Below are 17,211 nucleotides of genomic sequence, written 5' to 3'. Positions count from 1 at the left end.
GAGTGACTAGCCGGCGACTTCCTTGAGGCGGGCGATCAGTTCGTCGACGGCCTTCTCGACCGGCACCTTCTCGCTGACCACGCGGTTCATCGCCTTCGCCCAGACGTTCTCATTGTTGAGAATCGTGAACTTGTAGTTCTTGGTGAAGTCGAACGGCGTCGTGCCACCCGTGAACTGGGTGTAGACGGCCTTGCGATGGCGGTCGGCCTGCCAGAACGGGCTCTGCTGGCTTGCCGTGGTCACCGGGAACCAGCGGCCGAGCGCGCCCTCGATATAGGGCCGCAGGTTCTCCTCCTGCATCAGGAACTTGATGAACTCCTTGGCCTGCGCCTTGTTCTTCGCGTTGCTGAAGATGAGACCGGTCTTTACGTCGGAGCGGTACTTGATCGGCGTGCCATCGGGCTTGTTGGGGAAGGACGCGGTGATGATGTCCTCCTCATAGGCCTTCTTGCCGGCCGCGCGCTGCTCGGGGGTCAGCGCTGGGTTGGTGGAGTCCTCGAACCATTTGGCTGCGATCGAGATCGTGAAATTGTGGGTCATCACGATCGTCTTGTTGTGGAAGGCGACGTTGTTGTCGGGATCCTTCCAGGTCGTCGAGGACGGCGGCGTGCAGCCCTTGATGTAGGTGTCGGTATAGTCCTTCATCGCCTTGATGAGACCGTCGCGCACCTTGGGATCGTCGACCAGCAGCTTGCCGTCGTCGTCGACCAGCTTGACGTTGTAGGCGTCCATGAAGGTGTAGAACGACTGGAACGAGTCGGTGGATTCCACGCCCATCGGCTGGCCGACACCATACATGCGCTGGCCGGTCGCCTTGCGAACTGCCGGCTGCACCTTGTCGCACCAGAACGTCCAATAGTCTTCCCACTTGGTCGGGATGTCGCTCTGCTTGAAGCCGGCCTTGTCCAGCAGGTCGCCCCAGATCTGGACGTGCATGCTCTGCTGCTTCAGCGGGAAGCCGTAATAGGCCTTCTTCTTGGTGACGTTGTTGAAGAGATAGGCGGTCTCGAGCGTGTTCGGAGCGAAGGCCGACTTCATCGGCTCCAGGATGTCGGTGAGGTCCTCGAGCTTGCCTTCATAGGCCCACTTGCCCTGGGCCTGGACGTCGTAGGTGTCGGCATAGGCCACGTCGGGCACGGTGCCGGAATCGAGCGCGGCGACCGTCTTCGGGATCATGTCCTGGATCGCATATTGCGACAGCTCGACCTTGATGCCGGTCTTGGCTTCGAACTTCTTGACGACGTTGAGCAGCGCATCGTCCTCGGACTTGTAGAAGCCCTTGCTCCACCAGATCGTGATGGTGTCCTGAGCGACGGCCGGTGCTGCAGCGCAAAACAGCCCGGCGGCGACTGCGATTGAAAGCGCACCCATTCCCCTGGATTTCACATGTCTCTCCCTGATCCGCCGATCTTGCTTGATCGGTTGCGCGGACACTAACCCAGGGGCACGGCGTGATCCAGAAGTAATATATCAGACATAGGTCGCGACTGCGGCAGTGCTTCTCCGCCTTTCCACGATGAGATCAGATCAGTTCTGCTTTGTGGAACTGTCGCCCGCCGGCGCATCGGCTTGCGGGGCGTTGTCCGGCTGCGCCGGCCGCAGTCCGCCGCCGGTGAAGCGCTCGAGCACGGAGCGCACGGCATCGCGCGTCTTGCGATCCTTGACGGCGTCGAGCAGAGGGGCGGCGGCCGGAGCACGGCGGATCAGGCTCTCCGGATCGGGAAAGATCAGCGGATCTTCCCAGGGGCCCTGCACGACGAACGGCAGCTCGAAGCCGTTATTGCCATTGCCGGCCGACAACAGGCTCGCCACACCCTTGAAGTCGTATTCGCGGCTCGGCACCGACGCCGTGCCGGTCATGGTGATGCGTGCGGTCGGGCTCTCCACCCTGATGTCCTCGGCGGTGGCGACACCGTCCGCGAATCTCACAGCGATCGTCAGCGAGTCGTAGGGCGTCGAGCCGGTGCGGAAATTGCCGCCGCGCGACAGCGGGCTGCGCTCGAGACGCTTCAGCAGCTGCTCGACGTTGAAGCCGGAGATCGCGCCGTCGCGGCCCTGCAGATTGGCGCTGCCGTCCAGCGACTGCGCGAGCCCGAACGGGCTCGAGCCGGAGGCGGTCAGCGACACGTTGAGATTGCCACGCCCGGACAGCGACGAGATGCCGAACATCTCGTTGGCGCAGGCCTGCAGATCGACGTCGTTGAACTGCAGCTCGGCCTTCACGTCGGCGATCGTGTCCGCACGGGCGATTCCGAACGAGCCCCGCACGACGCCGCCATACATCTGCGCTTCGCCGACGGAGAGAGCGAGCACGCCGTTGCGCAAATTGGCGCCGAAGGCGGTGCGTCCGAGCTTCGACGAGCCGACCGTGACCTTTGCGGCCGATAGCCGCATGTCGAGGTCCGTCGTGGACAGCGCCTTGAGATCGAACAGCTGACGATTCCAGTCGCGCGCGCCGTTGGCGAGCAGCCGGAACGTCGAGATGTAGGGGGTGAAGTCGAGCGCATCGGCCGCCAGCGTCGCCTGCAGCGCCTGCCGACCGTTGTTGGCGTAGGTCATCACGCCCTCGGCCGTGTTGCCGTCGAGCTCGACATTGACATTGGTGAGCGCGATCGAGGCGCCCACGACATTGGCGCGCGCGCGGAGCGCAAAGCGGCCGAAGCCGCCGCCGCCGAGCGGCGTCTGCCCGGTCCAGCGCAGCGCGTCGCGCAGCGATGGGCTGTCGACCGTCAGCGTGCCTTCCATCAGCGCGCTGGTGCGGTTGGCGACCGTGCCGTCGAAGGCGACCTTCAAAGGCGGGCTGGCAAGGCGCATCTTCAGCCCGGACCGGTCTCCCGACAGTGCCGCCAGGAAATCGCTGACGCTGATCGAGCCCTCGATGCGCTGGCCGCGCCAATCGAATTGCCCGGTCGCGGCGAACGAGCGCGAGATCGAGGGCCAGGCCAGCGACAGGTCGATGTCGTCGAGCCGCTCGGTCGCATGATGGCTGTTGTCCTCATAGACCAGGATGCCGTCCTGAATGCGGATCTCGGAGAACGACATCTGACTGTCGGGGCCGGGGCGCATGGTGCGCGCGATGGTCTCGATGAACGGCGTCCAGTTGCTGTTGCCGTCGGCTTCGCGGGTGACGTTGATCTGCGGCCGCAGCATCATGACGTCGGCGATCTCGAAACGCTGCAGCAGCAGTGGCAGGAGTTGCAGATTGGCGGTCAGAACATCGACGCGCAATGCCGGGTCGGCGGTGCCGCTGCCTTTCAGGCCGACATCGTGGAAGGATACGTAGCTGCCGGGGAACAAGGAGACGTCGATGTGTCCCTTGACGACCAGCTCGAGACCCGTCACGGCGCGGATCTGGGTCTCGACGGCGTGCCGAAGTGCCTCACGATTGACCAGCCAGGAGCTCGCGAGCAGGCCCACGAACGCGATCCCGAGCAGCACCGCAATCGGTGTGCCGAGCCGCCTCATTCCTTGGGCCATGGTCACGGACATGTCCTGGAGTCGTCGGATCGCTGTTTACTGGGGATGGGCAGGGCGCGCCGAAAACCCTTGCCAACATCAACAACTTGATGCGTTTTCTTGACGCTTTCAAGGCCGCGCCGCCGGTGTGGCCGGATTGCGGCGAAGCCTGCGGATCCCGTCCCCCGGGTCATTCCGGAGCCGCGGGTGGCTCCGACAGCTAACGCACGATCTGCACGTTGGGAAGGCATCATTGACGCATTGCGAAGATTTCGCCTAATAATCCGATCGATATCCGCGCGGTCGCCGCTCTGCATCAGGTCATTCCCGTATGAACAAGGTCTATCCGGACGCCAAATCCGCCCTTGCGGGCCTTCTCAAGGACGGCATGACCATCATGTCCGGCGGGTTCGGCCTTTGCGGCATCGCAGAAACCCTGTCTGACGCCATTCGCGAGTCCGGGGTGAAGAACCTCACCGTCATCTCCAACAATGCCGGCGTCGACGGCATCGGCCTCAGCCGGCTGCTGGAGACGCGGCAGATCAAGAAGATGATCTCGTCCTATGTCGGCGAGAATAAGCTGTTCGCACAGCAATATCTGGCTGGCGAACTGGAGCTGGAATTCTGCCCGCAAGGCACCCTGGCCGAGCGCATCCGCGCCGGCGGCGCGGGCATCCCGGCCTTCTTCACCAAGACCGGCGTCGGCACGCTGGTCGCCGAAGGCAAGGAAGTGCGCGAATTCGACGGCGAGAAATACCTGATGGAGCGCGGCCTGTTCGCCGACCTCGCGATCGTGCATGCCTGGAAGGGCGACACTGCCGGAAACCTCGTCTACCGGAAGACCGCGCGAAACTTCAATCCGATGATGGCCACGGCGGCCAAGGTCACGGTCGCGGAGGTCGAGCATCTCTTGCCGGCCGGCCAGATCGATCCCGACCACATCCACACGCCGGGCATCTTCGTGAAGCGAATCATCCAGGTTGGAACCGCGCTCAAGCGCATCGAGCAGCGCACCGTGCGCAAACGTGAAGCCGCCGCTGCAGCCGGGGAGGAAGTCTGATGGCCTGGACGCGAGAGCAGATGGCGGCACGCGCCGCCAAGGAGCTGCGGGACGGTTACTACGTCAATCTCGGCATCGGCATTCCGACGCTGGTCTCCAACTACATCCCGCCGGGCGTCGACGTCGCGCTGCAGAGCGAGAACGGCATGCTCGGCATGGGTCCGTTCCCCTATGAGGGCGAGGAGGATCCCGACCTCATCAATGCCGGCAAGCAGACCGTGACCGAGCTGCCGATCACCAGCTATTTCTCCTCGGCGGATTCGTTCGCGATGGTCCGCGGCGGGCACATCGATCTCTCCATCCTCGGCGCCATGCAGGTGGCCCAGAACGGCGACCTCGCCAACTGGATGATCCCGGGCAAGATGGTCAAGGGCATGGGCGGCGCGATGGATCTCGTCGCTGGCGTCAAGCGCGTGGTCGTCGTGATGGAGCACAGCGCCAAGGACGGACCGAAGCTGCTCAAGCAGTGCAATCTGCCGCTGACGGGCGAGCGCGTGGTCGACATGGTCGTGACGGATCTTGCGGTGTTCACCATCGACAAGCACGGCAATGACGGAATGGCGCTGATCGAGCTCGCCGACGGCGTGACGCTCGACGAGGTCAAGGCCAAGACCGAAGCCGAATTCCGGGTCGCGCTGAAGAACACCTGAGGCGCGACTACCAGCGCCGGCACAGCATTTCCGCGACCTTGACCGCAAGCCGGCAGGCTGCGTTGTGCCGCGGGCTCGCGTGAGCCTGTGGCGGCGTCAGGCTATGGACCGCCAGACAGGGCACGCCGCGGCCGAGGCAGATCAGTCCCATGACATAAGCCGTGCCGTCCGCCGCGAGGGCGCCCGGGAACGCCGCCGAGACATCGGCGTCGGTCCCTTCGTCATTGCGCGTGACCGTCGTCCCCTCGAAGAACACGCCGATCTCGTCGAGCATGGCCTGCGCCGATTCATGCGCGAGACGACAGAGCTCCGGATCGGCCGGGATCATCATGCCCCCCTCATGGGGAAAGGGCGGCTCGGCGATGCTGAGCGCGTCCCGCACTTGGATGTCGATCCGAAACGGCGCCAACGAGGCCGCGATGACCAGATCGCCCGCGCCGGCGCCGACGAAACGGACGCCGTGGCCGGCTTGCGCGAGGGCCGGCCCCAGGGCCTGCGCACGTGCCGGCATGATTACCCAACGTGCGCCATGCTCCTCGACCGCGACGGCCGTGGCGCTCGCCACCTCGGTCATCGATCGCCCCAGGCAGATGACGGCATGGAAGCACGAATGCCGGATGATCGCCCGCGCGGCGTTGCGCTGCTCGATCAGCGTGCCCGGCCCCATCGCCTGGATCAGGCCTTCGATGTCATCGGGCGTCTCCACCACGAAGCCGACGGTATGCGCCTTGGCATGGAGGAAGCGCAGCGCGTCGAGCATGGCGTTGATGGCGGCCTTGTCGCGGTCGTCGAGCTGCGGCCATAGCGCATCGAGCACGTCGAGGGAGGCCTCGATGCTGGCGCCGATCACGCCCTGACCGAGCGGGCGTCCGGGCGTCTCGCAGCGATAGAGCTCCTCCAGCGACTGCAGGACGGTTCGGCGATCCTTGATCGCGCCGGCGCCCTGCAGGATGCGGGCGAGAACGAGCGCCCGCTTGGCGGGCTCGAGCGGCACGGCCAGCCAAGCGAAATCCGCCAGCTCCGCCGCCTGTTCGCTCGCTGCGCGCTGAAATTCGCCGACGACCTGACCATAATGCCAGCTGAGCTGCCAGGGCGTCACTTGCCGGCCGCGATACCTGCCGCGCTCGATGCGTTCGAGCGCCTGGGCCTGCAGCTCGTGGCGCAGATCCGGATCGAAGCCGGATGCGCGCGTGTCCAGCAGCCGATGGGCACGCGTCGCGACCGCCGGGCCAAACCACTCCTGATCGGCATCGCCGACCGAAAGGCCGCTGGGCATGCGGATGTGCACGGTCCTGCGAAACTGGTCGAGCTCGCGCTTGGCGACTTGCGCCGCCGTGGCGGAGACCGTCTGCACCTCGCAGAAGGCATCGACCACGCCGGCCCAGTCCCAGAAATCATCGCCGTAGAACGGAATGCGGTATTGGCGACTCGCGACGATCCGCGCGCAGACCTCCTCGATCGCCGGCGTTACGCGATCGAGAATGTCGCGTCGCGCGAGCGCAGGGTCCGCAAGACACTGATGAACGACGCGTGCGGCGTTCGCGTTCACCACGTGCCAGTCCCGCGCGGCGAATTTCGGCGACGTCCGCAGATATTCCAGGGCGTCGATGAGGCAGCGTCCGGCCAGCGCGCGTGGTGAATTGTCGTCGAACCAGCTGGTGTTGCCGATTCCGTACCCATGCAGGTCGGACGTGAAGAAGACCGGCGGATGTCGAGAAACCACACTCGCCTCCTGGTCCGCTCATCGCGTCTCTCAACTGCAATTGTCTAACGTTTGTAGCTCGATCTTCGCAACCGAAAGTTGATATTGGGTGACTGTCAATTGTGCCAGTGTCAGGGCACCGCCAAGCGCGCCCATTGGACGCTCAGCGCAAGCCGGAGGGGTCTCGCCGTCAGATGCTGACGGCGCCGAGCAACCGGCCGAGACGACGCGCCATGCTGCGGCCCCATCCGGGCTGCTCGCGGACCAGCCGGAAGCCCAGATTGGCCGGTGGCTTTCCCGAGGCGCATCCGCCGGCGCGCGCATCGCGGATGAAGTCGGTCACGTAGGCCCGGTGCGCGCCTTCCGCGAGGCGAACGCCGCAATTGCTGACGGTCTTGATGACGCGTCCGGCATCGTCCTGCACCTTGCGTGTGAAGCAGGTCGAGGTCCATTCCCAGACATTCCCCGCGAGATCGGCAACGCCGTGCTCGTTGTTGCCGAAGCCGCCGAAACGGCGGGTCTCGGATTCGTCGGGCAAGGCGGCTTCCCGTTCGTAGCGCGCGATCCAGCGCCGCGACGGGTCAGTGTCGTCGATTGCGACGCCATCGTCCTTGAAACGGCTACCGGCCGCATGAGCCCACTCGGTGTCCGTCGGCAGGCGATAGCGATCGCCGGTCTTGCGCGAGAGCCATTCTGCATAAGCGACGGCATCGTGCCAGCTCACCTGCACGGCCGGACGGTCGATGGCGATGGGGACATCGCGGTCGAGCGCGCGGCAGGCGCGAGCTTCGACACAGGTGTGATAGTCGGCGGCGCTGACCTGGTTGGTCATGATCGTCAGCGGACGATCGAAGCGGACCGTCGCGACGGGAGCCTCGGCGGGGCGGCCGTTGCGCAGATGGTCGCCGGAATCGCGATAGCTCACTACGCCCGGTGCAATCTCGGTGAGGGCTGGAGTGCCGCCGGCGGGGTTTGGGAGGCTCGTGAGGAGGGGCGCCATCGCCGTCGGGCCGGCCAGTCCGACGATGCAGGCGAGGGTGAGCTTGATCTTGAAGGCGAGCAGCATGGCAGCACATCGAGGCGAGCGGGGGCCGGACGGGCCGGCCCCCTTGGGCTGATCAATTGGTCGATCCGGTGGGGATATCCGCCGGGGCTTTCACCTGCGTCATCAGGTCGTCGTTCCACTTGCCTTCGACCTTGAAATGCGCGGTGGCGCCGAGATTGGCCGCCTCGATCAGATTGTGGGTGACATAGGCGTAGATGCCGGGCTGCAGGAATTTGTAGAGCGCGGCACCCGCCGAGCCACCACGGATGAACCAGGTCTCGAGTCCGGTCTCCGGCGCATTGGAGAACTTGCCGGTCTCCCAGACATAGTCGCCATGACCGCCGATCAGATGCGGGCGGCTGTCGCGGTTGGCCTGCGAGTGCACGATCAGCACGTTCTCGCCGACATTGGCCGTCAGCGCGTCCTTGCCGGTCAGCGCGCCCGCCTTGCCGTTGAACACGACGTGGGTCGGCGTCAGCTTGCGCATAACCTCCTCGGTGTCGGTATAGGCCTCGCCGGGCGAATCGTAGGATTTGAAATTGCCCTTCTCGTCGCGCGGCACATAGAGGTCCTGCTCGCCGATGTAGTAGACGCGATCGTAGCGCAGCGCATGGCCGCGGCCGTCATTGAGGCCGTCGCGCGGCAGCACCATCACGGCGCCGTTCATGCCGGAGACGACGTGCCAGGGGATCATCGGTCCGCCCGGGGCGCAGTGATAGACGAACACGCCGGTGCGCGTCGCCTTCCAGCGCAGCACCACCTGCTCACCCGGATTGACCAGGGTCAGTGCGCCGCCGCCGAGCGCGCCGGTTGCGGAGTGAAAGTCGATGTTGTGCGGCATGGTGTTGGTCGCCGGATTGACCAGCGTCACCTCGACATAGTCGCCCTCGTGAACGACCATCAGCGGGCCCGGCATCGAGCCGTTGAACGTCATGGCCTGGAAGGTGGTGCCCTTCTCGTCGATCACCATCTTCTTCTCCTGGACCACGAGCTTGAACTCCATGATCTTCGGTCCCTGCCTGGTGGCCTGCTCGTGCGCATGCACGAACGGCGGGGCCACCAGATCGACCTTCTGGCGCGGCAGCTTGAGGTCGTCGGCAACGGCGGGAGCCGCAAGCATCATCGCGGCGATGGCTGCACTGAGCAGGGCGGTGCGGCGGGTCAACATGGATCGCTCCTTCATTGGATCTGTTGTAGTGCCGCAAACAGCATGCGCCTGTTGGAACCCGGCTTGTTTGTGCTGCAACAAGCAACTTAGCAATTGCGAACGGTCGGAGGAGCGCGCGCAGATGATGCCGGCGCAGGCGCACTCGGAGCCGCGAATGCGTGGCATCGGGAGGCCCGATCGAGACGATGATGATTTATCGGCAGTGAGCGCGCCGACCTGCTCGCGCGCGAGATCGCCGCGCGGCCCCGGTGCGATGCCGTGAACGGACGAGCATCATGGAAGACGCCGATAGCGCGAAGCGCGCCATTCGTCGCGATTGGTCTGGGGAGATCGTCAGCTCATCCAGCGGACCGCCAGCAGCACGACGAAGGCCACCGCGGCTGCCACGCAGAAGAGCGTTGTCAGGAACATCGCGACGTTGCCGAGCAGCCCGGCGGGCGTCTGGTCGTCGCGGAAGGACTCGAAGCCGTCGGATTGGGGAATGTGGCCGCGAATGGCGAGGAGAGCGAAGGAGCGGATGAGCAGTTGCAGAGCTTCCATTGCGGATTCCTCGAATCGTCAATGGGTTGATGATGATGCGAAATAGTCCGGCCACTTTGAGGAAGCGCAAAGTCCAGCACGAAAGCCGGCGTTCTACTGGAATCTTCACGGGCTCTGCCGGCCGCCGCTTTGAGAAAGCTCAAGGTCGCGCCTGTTGCCTTGTGCCAAGAACGTCCGAACCCAAGGTGGACAGGCAGGACATGAGACCAGATCTCGCGGCATGCTACGGACAAGAGCGCCTCCCGCGCTACACCAGCTATCCCACGGCGCCGCATTTCTCCGCTGCGGTCGGGCCATCGACCTATGCGGAATGGTTGCGCGCCATCCCGGCGAGCGCGACGGCATCTCTGTACCTGCATGTGCCGTTCTGCCGGTCGATGTGCTGGTATTGCGGCTGCAACACCATGGTGGCCAAGCGCGACGAGCCGATCGCGGTCTATGAATCGGCGCTGCGCTGCGAGATCGATATGGTGTCGCGCCAGATCGGCCGGCGTCTTCCGGTCGGCCACATTCACTTCGGCGGCGGCACGCCCACCATCATGGCGCCGGAGTCGTTGATCGATCTGGTCGGCTCGCTGCGTCATTCGTTCTTCGTGCTGCCCTCGGCCGAGATCGCCATCGAGATCGATCCGCGCACGCTGACGCCTGACATGATCGATGCGCTGGGGGTCAGCGGGGTCAACCGGGCGAGCCTGGGGGTGCAGAGCTTCGATCCGCTGGTGCAGAAGGCAATCAATCGGGTGCAGAGCTTCGAGCAGACCGCGGCGGCGACGATTGGGCTGCGCAGGGCCGGTGTTGCCGGGGTCAATTTCGACCTGATCTACGGGCTGCCGCATCAGACCGTCTTCTCCTGTCTGGACACTGTCCGGCGCGCCATCGATCTGCGTCCCGATCGGCTGTCCGTGTTCGGCTATGCGCACGTCCCCACGTTCAAGACGCACCAGCGCAAGATCCAGGATTCGTCCCTGCCCGACAGCCTGGAGCGGTACGATCAGGCGTGCGCGATCAGCGAGGCGCTGAAGGAAGCCGGCTACGTCCAGATCGGGCTCGATCATTTCGCGTTGCCGACCGACCCGATGACGATTGCCTTCCGTGAGGGCCGGCTGCACCGCAATTTCCAGGGCTATACGACGGACGCCAACGACCTCCTGATCGGCTTCGGCGCCTCGGCGATCGGACAGCTGCCGCAGGGCTACGTCCAGAATGCACCGCAGGTTCGTGCCTATGAGGGGCAGATCGCATCCGGCAGCCTCGCCACGGTGAAAGGCTATGGCCTGACCGATGACGATCGCCTGCGGGCCGACATCATCGAGCGCATCATGTGCGACTATGGCGTCGACCTCGACGTGATCTGCACGCGGCATGGCATCGAGACCGATGCGATGCTGCAATCGGCGCCGCGGCTGCAGTCGCTGATCTCCGATGGCGTGGTCGAGCTCAACGGCAGCGCGCTGGCGGTGACCGAGCATTCGCGGTTCCTGGTGCGCAGCGTGGCCGCGGCGTTCGACGCGCATCTCGACGCCTCGAAGCAGTTGCACAGCCGGGCGGTCTAAAGCGCGATGAGATCAGGATGAATCGTCATCGCGCTTTAGGTTGTTGTTTGCGCATGATCTTTTCGGAAAACCGCTGCGCACTTTTCCGGATCATGCTTTAGCCCGCCGCACGACGCGGTGCTTGTGCCGCGACAAAGACGTTCGACGGGCTACGGGCTACCATTCGCTTTCGAATGGAGGCGCGCATGCCCATCACCTTTGATGAACTGGTCGACGATCTCATGCGGCGCAAGCCGGAGACGATCGGCGTCTTTCTCGCGTTTCAGATGCGATGCGTCGGCTGCCCGATCGCCTGCTTTCACAATGTCGCCGATGCCTGTCGCGAGCACGGCGTCGAGCCCGACGCATTTCTCTCGGCGCTGTCCGCCTGCACGTGATCAGGAGCGCGACGACGCGCTGTCGCCGGAGCTCTGTTCGGCCAGCAGCACGATCTTGTGCGGTTCACGGAGCACGATCTTCTGACGGCCGCTCTCGACGAGGCCGAGCTGCTCCCAGCCGGAGAGGATGCGGCTGACCGTATGCAGCGTGGTGCCGGTCATCTGCGCGATGTCCTGCCGGCTGATCGGAAAGTCGATCTGCACGCCGTGATCGAGCTTGCGTCCCGCCTGGTTGGCGAGCCGCAGCAGCGCATGCGCGATGCGCTGCTCGACCTGCTGCGTCGACATCTCGATCACGCGCGCATGGGTTTCCTGCAGCCGCTGGCCGACGGTCTGCAGCGTATTTGCCGCCAGCGACGGGAACCGCGCGACCAGCCGCGGCCAGGCGGCGGAGGGCCAGGCCAGCACGATGCTGTCGTCGACGGCGGTGGCCGTCGCCGGATAATGCTGCAGGCCGATCGCGGGGGCGACGCCGAAGGTGTCGCCGGGCACGACATAGCGGACCACGATCTGGTCGCCGGTCGGCGTGGTCTTGGTGGCGCGGACATGGCCGTGCAGCAGCAGGAAGAACGAGCTCGCATCCGCGCCCTGCTCGAACACCGCGGCGTTGCGGGGCACGCGAATCGAACGGGCCTCCCGCAGCACCTCGGTAAGATCCTCGTTGGAGAGCCCCGCAAACAGCGGCAGATGCGCGACCAGCGAGCGGTCGATGGAAGCCATGATGTTCTCCGGGCCGGGCGCGGCGACATTCGCGCCGCTCAATAACACGTTTTCGCGATCCGTCGGAAGTTTGTGCTGGCGCAATCCGCCGCGAGCCGTCCGCAACTACGTGTGGGAGGCGCCGTCATCGGCGCGGTTCCCGTCGAGCATCGAGCGAGCATGCACATGGCCATTCCGCGCAACTATCAGGGTTTGACCGTTCTCGCCAACGGGTTCCGTCCGTTCTTCCTGCTCGGTGCGATCCAGGCCGCGCTGGCGATCCTGGTCTGGCTGCCGGCCTATTACGGCGAGCTGACGCTGAGCTCGGCGTTCACGCCGCGCGACTGGCACGTGCATGAGATGCTCTATGGCTATCTGCCGGCCATCGTCACCGGCTTTCTGTTCACGGCGATTCCGAACTGGACCGGACGGCTGCCGATCCGCGGCCTGCCGCTGCTGACGCTCGTCACCGTGTGGCTGGCGGGGCGGATTGCCGTGACGCTGTCTGCCTTCGCTCCGTGGTGGGCGGCGCTGCTGATCGATGCAAGCTTCCTGCTGCTGGTCGTCCTTGCCGCGGCACGCGAGATCGTGGCGGGGCGAAATTGGCGCAATCTGCCGGTCGTCGCGGTCGTCGGCGTGCTGTGCGCCGGCAACGTCGCGTTTCACCTTGAGGTGCATCTGCGCGGCTCGGCCGATGATGCGATCCGCGTCGGCGTCGCCGTCATCGTGCTGCTGCTCGCCTTGATCGGCGGCCGCATCACGCCGAGCTTCACGCGCAACTGGCTGGTCAAGCACAATCCCGGCCGGCTTCCGGCCCCGTTCGGCCGCTTCGACATGGCCGTCGTGGTCATCAGTGCGCTGAGCTTGTTGAGCTGGATCGTCGTGCCCGACAGCGCCGCGACCGGGCTCGCACTGGCCGCGGCCGGCATGCTGCATGCGGTGCGGCTGGCGCGCTGGGCCGGCGATCGCACGCTGCGTGAACGGCTGCTGGTGATCCTGCATGTCGGCTACGCCTTCGTGCCGCTCGGCTTCCTGATCAATGCGGCGGCGAGCTTCGGATGGGTGCTGCCGAGCGCCGGGCTGCATGCCTGGATGGTCGGCGCCGCCGGAATCATGACGCTCGCGGTGATGACCCGCGCCACGCTCGGCCACACCGGCCAGGCGCTGACCGCCTCGGCCGCCACGCAGGTGATCTATCTCGGGATCATCGCGGCGGCGGTCACGCGGGTCTGTGCCGTGCTGGTGCCGGCGCATGCGGGAGCGCTGCTGCACGTTGCGGCCTTCGCCTGGATCATCGCCTTCTCCGGCTTTGCCCTGGCGTTCGGTCCGCTGCTGCTGGGTCTCAGGCTGCGTGCGCTCGCGGTCCGCTCGACGGGATCGGCTCAGCCGGTGCTCTGATTGCGGGCGACCGCGCGCGAGAACACCACCTCCATGAGCGTGCCGGATTTCGGCGCCGCCTTGACGTGAAACTGCGCCCGGTTGGCTTCGACCAGCGCCTTGGTCAGCGACAGGCTGAGACCCGCGGCCTCGGAGCTCAGCTCGGCGCCGGCCGTCGCACGGAACGGCTCGAGCGCCGCAGCGACGGCCTGATCATTCAACCCATGACCGGTGTCGCGCACGCGCAGCACCACCTCGCCGAAATCCGACAGCGCGGTCGAGACGATGACCTGGCCGCCGGCATTGGCCAGCGAGATCGAGGCCGAGATCAGGTTCATGGCGATCTGGCGCAGCGCCCTGGTGTCGGCGATGACGGGCGGAACCGTCTGCGACAGCGAGGTGCGGATGATGATGCGGGCGCGGTTGGCCTGCGGCTGCATCACCGCAACGCAGCTCTCGACCAGCTCGTTCAGATTCTGCGTGGTGAAGGCCAGCTCGAGCTTTCCGGTCTCGATGCGCGACAGCTCGAGCAGATCGTCGATCAGGGACACCACGCGTTCGCCGGAGGTGCGGATGTCCTTCATGTATTCGGCGTAGCGCGCGTTGCCGAGCGTGCCGAAGCGCTCGCCGATCATGACCTCGGCAAAGCCGATGATGGCGTTCAGCGGCGCGCGCACCTCGTGGCTGATCCGCGCCAGCATGTCGGCCTTGGCATTGGCCGCCCGGTCGGCGACGCGCCGGGCCTGCAGCAGCTCGCTTTCGCCGCGGCGCAGCTGCGACAGATCGCGGAACACGGCGAAGAAGTTCGGACCGTCGGTCCGGGTCCGGCCGATCGTCATCGAGAGCGGGATCGCGCCGCCCTGGGCGACCTTGCCGAGCACCTCGCGGCCCTGATCCAGCATGCTGGCGGCGCCGGACTGCTGCACGCAGTCGAGATAGTCCACCACCAGCCGCGCGCTCTCCGGCGCGAACAGCTCGATCAGATTGCGGCGGACCAGCTCCGCTCCGTCGTAGCCGAACAGGGCCTCGGCGCTGCGATTGCAGGCGTGGATGTTGCCGCCGGCATCGAACATCAGGATGCCTTCGGCCGTGACGTCGAGGATGGCGGCCAGGTCTTCGGCTTCGGCATGACCGACGGCCGGAGGCGGGGCGACCACGAGTGCGGGCGGCGCGGACGGCGGCGGAGCCGGCGCTGGCGCGGCTTCGGCGGCAGAAGGAAGAGCTGCCGCCGGGCCCGGCGCCGGTGCGAAGATCAGCGCATGCGCGCTGTCGCCGTCCCAGGTGATCGTGAACAGCCGCGCCTCGGCCTTGATCTCCTCGCTGGAGGAGCCGTCGGCGGCCGAGATCGTCACCGGCGTGCCTGCTTCGGATCTGCCCGTGGCGGATGGCGCGCCGGGCTCGACATAGAGGGCATCGAGCCCGCCGGCCTGCTCCAGCGTCGGCAGGTCCGCATAGCCCATCTGCTTGAAGAAGGCCGGATTGGCGTAGAGCAGCCGGTCGAGCCGATAGATCAGCATGCCGGTCGGCAGCAGATCGAGCAGGATCCGGTCGCGCTGGCTGTCGCCCTGGGCCGGCGGCGCTTCGGGCGTCAGCCAGTCCGTCTGGAGGGCGGCGCCGTGCTCGGTCGCGACGTCGCTCGCCGGCGGCGCATCCGGATGCTGTGCTGGACCAAACGGATCACTCATGCGCGGGGCCGCTTCGAACGTGGAGCCGGGAACGTCGGCCGGCATGCTGCGGATTTCACCTTCGAGCCGGGCCGACAACTGGCGCGCAAGTTCATGAAACGCATTGTTCTCCACCGGCGTCAGCGCCGGAAGCTTGGCCTCGCCCGGGGCGCGGAACGGCACGACGTTCCCCGCCGCCTCCAAGCCGACGCCATCGACGTGGGAGGCGTCCGTGACAGCGGAAGCATCACGCGCCGACACGGTGATGTTGTCCTGGTGCGGCGGCGCATCTGCGGCCGGCGCATGGTCGGATTGGGCATCGTCCGGGAGAGCCTCGGCGGCGGAGGCGACATCGGCTCCGTCCGCTTGCCCGGCATCGGCCATGTTCATCTCGGCCGCAGCCGCCCACCGCGTTTCCAACCGGTCCAGCACGTCGAGGTCGCGGCAGACGCCGAAGCCGCGATAGCCCGCATGGCTCTTGTCCTCGGCGAGGACGGGAAGGCCCGACAGCTCCACGGCCAGCCGCTCGCCATGCCCCGCAGGCCAGGTGATGACGAGCCCGCTCCAGGTTTCCCGGGTCGCGATGGCCGCGGCGACACGCCCATTCGGATCGAGCCCGAGCGCCGCCGCAAGGTCGTGCCAGGGCCGGCCCAGTTGCGCGGCGCCGGATGCGCCGATCAGGCGGGCGAACTCGTCGGAGCCGAGCGAGAACCGTCCCTCGGCATCCATCTGCCACGAAAACCGCAGCGGATGACGGCGGCCGCGTCCGGACGGATCGCCGGCCGCGCCGCCGACGCTGTCCTCCGGGGCGTGCTGCATCGAGGACGCAGCCGTTCCGGCAACGTCGGGAGCACAGGCAAGCTCGCTCTCCGCGGCAGTCGAAGCGACCTGCGCTTCGCTGGAGGAGAGCGGTGCTGGTCCGAAGTCGGACGGATGCATGTCGGTCGTCGTCTGCGATGCGAGCGGCTCGAACAACTCGGCTTCGGCGGGGTCGTCGATCAGCAGGAACTCGGCCGGAGCTTCGTTGGACAGCGCAGGGGCTTCGTAGTCGGTCTGGCGTTCGGTCATTTCATCCATCGAAGGAGCAGGCAGAGTCTCGGCCGTATCCGCGAGATCCGCGGACGCTGATGCCGGGGCGGCATCTGCGGTGAGCTCTGCATCAGGCGTCGGCACCGGGCTCGGCGCGTCCAACTCATCGGGCGGGGCCGGTAGCGGCACGGCGACCAGTCCGGTCTGACTGCCACTGCCGATCCGGTAGAGGGTTGCGCGCGCGCTGCCGAGCAAAACCTCGGCGGCTCCATCGGCCAGCGCCGCGTTGCGGATCGCGGCGAATCGCGGATCGCTCAGATCGTGCATGCCGAACAGGTCGCGGCCGGCCGTGCTGATGCCGGCGAACTGACCGTCCTGGGTAAACGCGATCAGCGCATGCGCGCTGCCGTCCACCAGCCGTTTCAGCCGATCCGTCAGCGGGAAGCTGCGGCCGCCGCTGTCGGTGCTGGTGATCAGCACCGCGTGCCTGCCGTCGGGCAGTTCGATTCGGGCGCAGCCGCAGGTCGCCAGCGTGCCGAGCGGCGCGCCGAAGCCGCGCAGACGTTCGAGCCGCAGCGCGCCGTTCTCGGGCAGCCGCCGGCCCAATTGCGCGATCTGGCGGCGATGCTGATCGGCGGGACCGAACGTCTTGGCGATCAGCGCCGGCACATTGGTCGCTCCGAGGGCGCGGGCGCCGACCGCATTGGCCCAGAGCACGCGGCTCCCATCGGCCGACCAGAGCCACGCCGGCAGCGCGCCCGCGGCATGGACGGCCAGCCGGGGATCGCTGAGGGCGTGCAATTCGAGATCGGCGTGGGTCATGGCGACGACGGCGAACGGCTCTTGTGGCGTTGATCGGCTGCCGGAGGTGGCAGCGTTAAGAATTCGTTA

13 protein-coding genes are annotated in these 17,211 nt (G+C 66.3%); 5 read left to right on the top strand and 8 right to left on the bottom strand.

Going from position 1 to position 17,211, the window contains the following annotated elements:
- Positions 1-6: 6 nt before the first annotated feature.
- Together QX108_RS31135 and QX108_RS31130 are read right to left on the bottom strand one after the other, a co-directional pair.
- Positions 7-1,386, bottom strand: a complete 1,380-nt coding sequence (locus QX108_RS31135) for an ABC transporter substrate-binding protein (RefSeq protein ID WP_172133876.1) — start codon at positions 1,384-1,386, stop codon at positions 7-9.
- 141 nt (positions 1,387-1,527) lie between these two features.
- Positions 1,528-3,477, bottom strand: coding sequence for an AsmA family protein (locus tag QX108_RS31130; protein WP_315786324.1), 1,950 nt, complete (start codon positions 3,475-3,477; stop codon positions 1,528-1,530).
- Between the two features lie 310 nt (positions 3,478-3,787).
- On the opposite strand from QX108_RS31130, the gene QX108_RS31125 reads away from it, so the two are divergent.
- Both QX108_RS31125 and QX108_RS31120 read left to right on the top strand, forming a co-directional pair.
- A complete protein-coding gene (locus tag QX108_RS31125) occupies positions 3,788-4,516 on the top strand; it encodes a CoA transferase subunit A (RefSeq protein ID WP_009030127.1) in 729 nt (242 codons plus the stop codon).
- On the top strand, positions 4,516-5,166 hold the full coding sequence (locus tag QX108_RS31120) for a CoA transferase subunit B (protein ID WP_172109922.1): 651 nt from the start codon (positions 4,516-4,518) through the stop codon (positions 5,164-5,166). The genes QX108_RS31125 and QX108_RS31120 overlap by 1 nt, the downstream gene beginning before the upstream one ends.
- Before the next feature lie 7 nt (positions 5,167-5,173).
- Here the strand turns inward: QX108_RS31120 and QX108_RS31115 are convergent, their stop codons facing one another.
- The 4 genes from QX108_RS31115 to QX108_RS31100 form a co-directional block, all read right to left on the bottom strand.
- The gene (locus tag QX108_RS31115; RefSeq protein ID WP_315724665.1) at positions 5,174-6,889 is read right to left on the bottom strand and encodes a hypothetical protein; all 1,716 of its coding nucleotides are present in this window, start codon (positions 6,887-6,889) and stop codon (positions 5,174-5,176) included.
- A gap of 169 nt (positions 6,890-7,058) precedes the next feature.
- Positions 7,059-7,934: an SUMF1/EgtB/PvdO family nonheme iron enzyme gene (locus QX108_RS31110; protein WP_315724667.1), complete on the bottom strand. Its 876-nt coding sequence runs from the start codon at positions 7,932-7,934 to the stop codon at positions 7,059-7,061.
- Positions 7,935-7,986: 52 nt separating this feature from the next.
- Complete coding sequence (gene nirK, locus QX108_RS31105) at positions 7,987-9,081, bottom strand: copper-containing nitrite reductase (protein WP_315786203.1); 1,095 nt, start codon at positions 9,079-9,081, stop codon at positions 7,987-7,989.
- Positions 9,082-9,414: 333 nt separating this feature from the next.
- Positions 9,415-9,621 carry a hypothetical protein gene (locus QX108_RS31100; protein ID WP_315786201.1) on the bottom strand — a complete coding sequence of 69 codons (207 nt, stop codon included), beginning with the start codon at positions 9,619-9,621 and terminating at the stop codon, positions 9,415-9,417.
- Between the two features lie 200 nt (positions 9,622-9,821).
- On the opposite strand from QX108_RS31100, the gene hemN reads away from it, so the two are divergent.
- On the top strand, positions 9,822-11,174 hold the full coding sequence (gene hemN / locus QX108_RS31095) for an oxygen-independent coproporphyrinogen III oxidase (protein WP_315786199.1): 1,353 nt from the start codon (positions 9,822-9,824) through the stop codon (positions 11,172-11,174).
- Between the two features lie 185 nt (positions 11,175-11,359).
- The gene (locus QX108_RS31090) at positions 11,360-11,551 is read left to right on the top strand and encodes a DUF1858 domain-containing protein (RefSeq protein WP_172109916.1); all 192 of its coding nucleotides are present in this window, start codon (positions 11,360-11,362) and stop codon (positions 11,549-11,551) included.
- Here the strand turns inward: QX108_RS31090 and QX108_RS31085 are convergent, their stop codons facing one another.
- A complete protein-coding gene (locus QX108_RS31085; protein ID WP_315786197.1) occupies positions 11,552-12,271 on the bottom strand; it encodes a Crp/Fnr family transcriptional regulator in 720 nt (239 codons plus the stop codon).
- 165 nt (positions 12,272-12,436) lie between these two features.
- On the opposite strand from QX108_RS31085, the gene QX108_RS31080 reads away from it, so the two are divergent.
- Positions 12,437-13,648, top strand: coding sequence for an NnrS family protein (locus QX108_RS31080; RefSeq protein WP_315786195.1), 1,212 nt, complete (start codon positions 12,437-12,439; stop codon positions 13,646-13,648).
- Here QX108_RS31080 and QX108_RS31075 read toward each other — a convergent pair.
- Positions 13,633-17,142 carry a PAS domain S-box protein gene (locus QX108_RS31075; protein WP_315786194.1) on the bottom strand — a complete coding sequence of 1,170 codons (3,510 nt, stop codon included), beginning with the start codon at positions 17,140-17,142 and terminating at the stop codon, positions 13,633-13,635. The two genes, QX108_RS31080 and QX108_RS31075, sit on opposite strands and share 16 nt — an antisense overlap.
- Positions 17,143-17,211: the final 69 nt, after the last annotated feature.

Origin of the sequence: Bradyrhizobium sp. SZCCHNR1002, assembly GCF_032381435.1 — a bacterium.
Classification (GTDB): Bacteria; Pseudomonadota; Alphaproteobacteria; order Rhizobiales; family Xanthobacteraceae; genus Bradyrhizobium; species Bradyrhizobium aeschynomenes.
Note: the sequence above shows the minus strand (reverse complement) of the source record. Positions and strands in the feature narration are given on the sequence as shown.

Coding starts and splice junctions, on each gene's coding strand:
- QX108_RS31120 (WP_172109922.1), top strand. CDS start 4,516: ATGGCCTGGACGCGAGAGCAGATGGCGGCACGCGCCGCCAAGGAGCTG.
- QX108_RS31110 (WP_315724667.1), bottom strand. CDS start 7,934: ATGCTGCTCGCCTTCAAGATCAAGCTCACCCTCGCCTGCATCGTCGGA.
- nirK (WP_315786203.1), bottom strand. CDS start 9,081: ATGTTGACCCGCCGCACCGCCCTGCTCAGTGCAGCCATCGCCGCGATG.
- hemN (WP_315786199.1), top strand. CDS start 9,822: ATGAGACCAGATCTCGCGGCATGCTACGGACAAGAGCGCCTCCCGCGC.
- QX108_RS31130 (WP_315786324.1), bottom strand. CDS start 3,477: ATGGCCCAAGGAATGAGGCGGCTCGGCACACCGATTGCGGTGCTGCTC.
- QX108_RS31075 (WP_315786194.1), bottom strand. CDS start 17,142: ATGACCCACGCCGATCTCGAATTGCACGCCCTCAGCGATCCCCGGCTG.
- QX108_RS31090 (WP_172109916.1), top strand. CDS start 11,360: ATGCCCATCACCTTTGATGAACTGGTCGACGATCTCATGCGGCGCAAG.
- QX108_RS31125 (WP_009030127.1), top strand. CDS start 3,788: ATGAACAAGGTCTATCCGGACGCCAAATCCGCCCTTGCGGGCCTTCTC.
- QX108_RS31080 (WP_315786195.1), top strand. CDS start 12,437: ATGGCCATTCCGCGCAACTATCAGGGTTTGACCGTTCTCGCCAACGGG.
- QX108_RS31085 (WP_315786197.1), bottom strand. CDS start 12,271: ATGGCTTCCATCGACCGCTCGCTGGTCGCGCATCTGCCGCTGTTTGCG.
- QX108_RS31100 (WP_315786201.1), bottom strand. CDS start 9,621: ATGGAAGCTCTGCAACTGCTCATCCGCTCCTTCGCTCTCCTCGCCATT.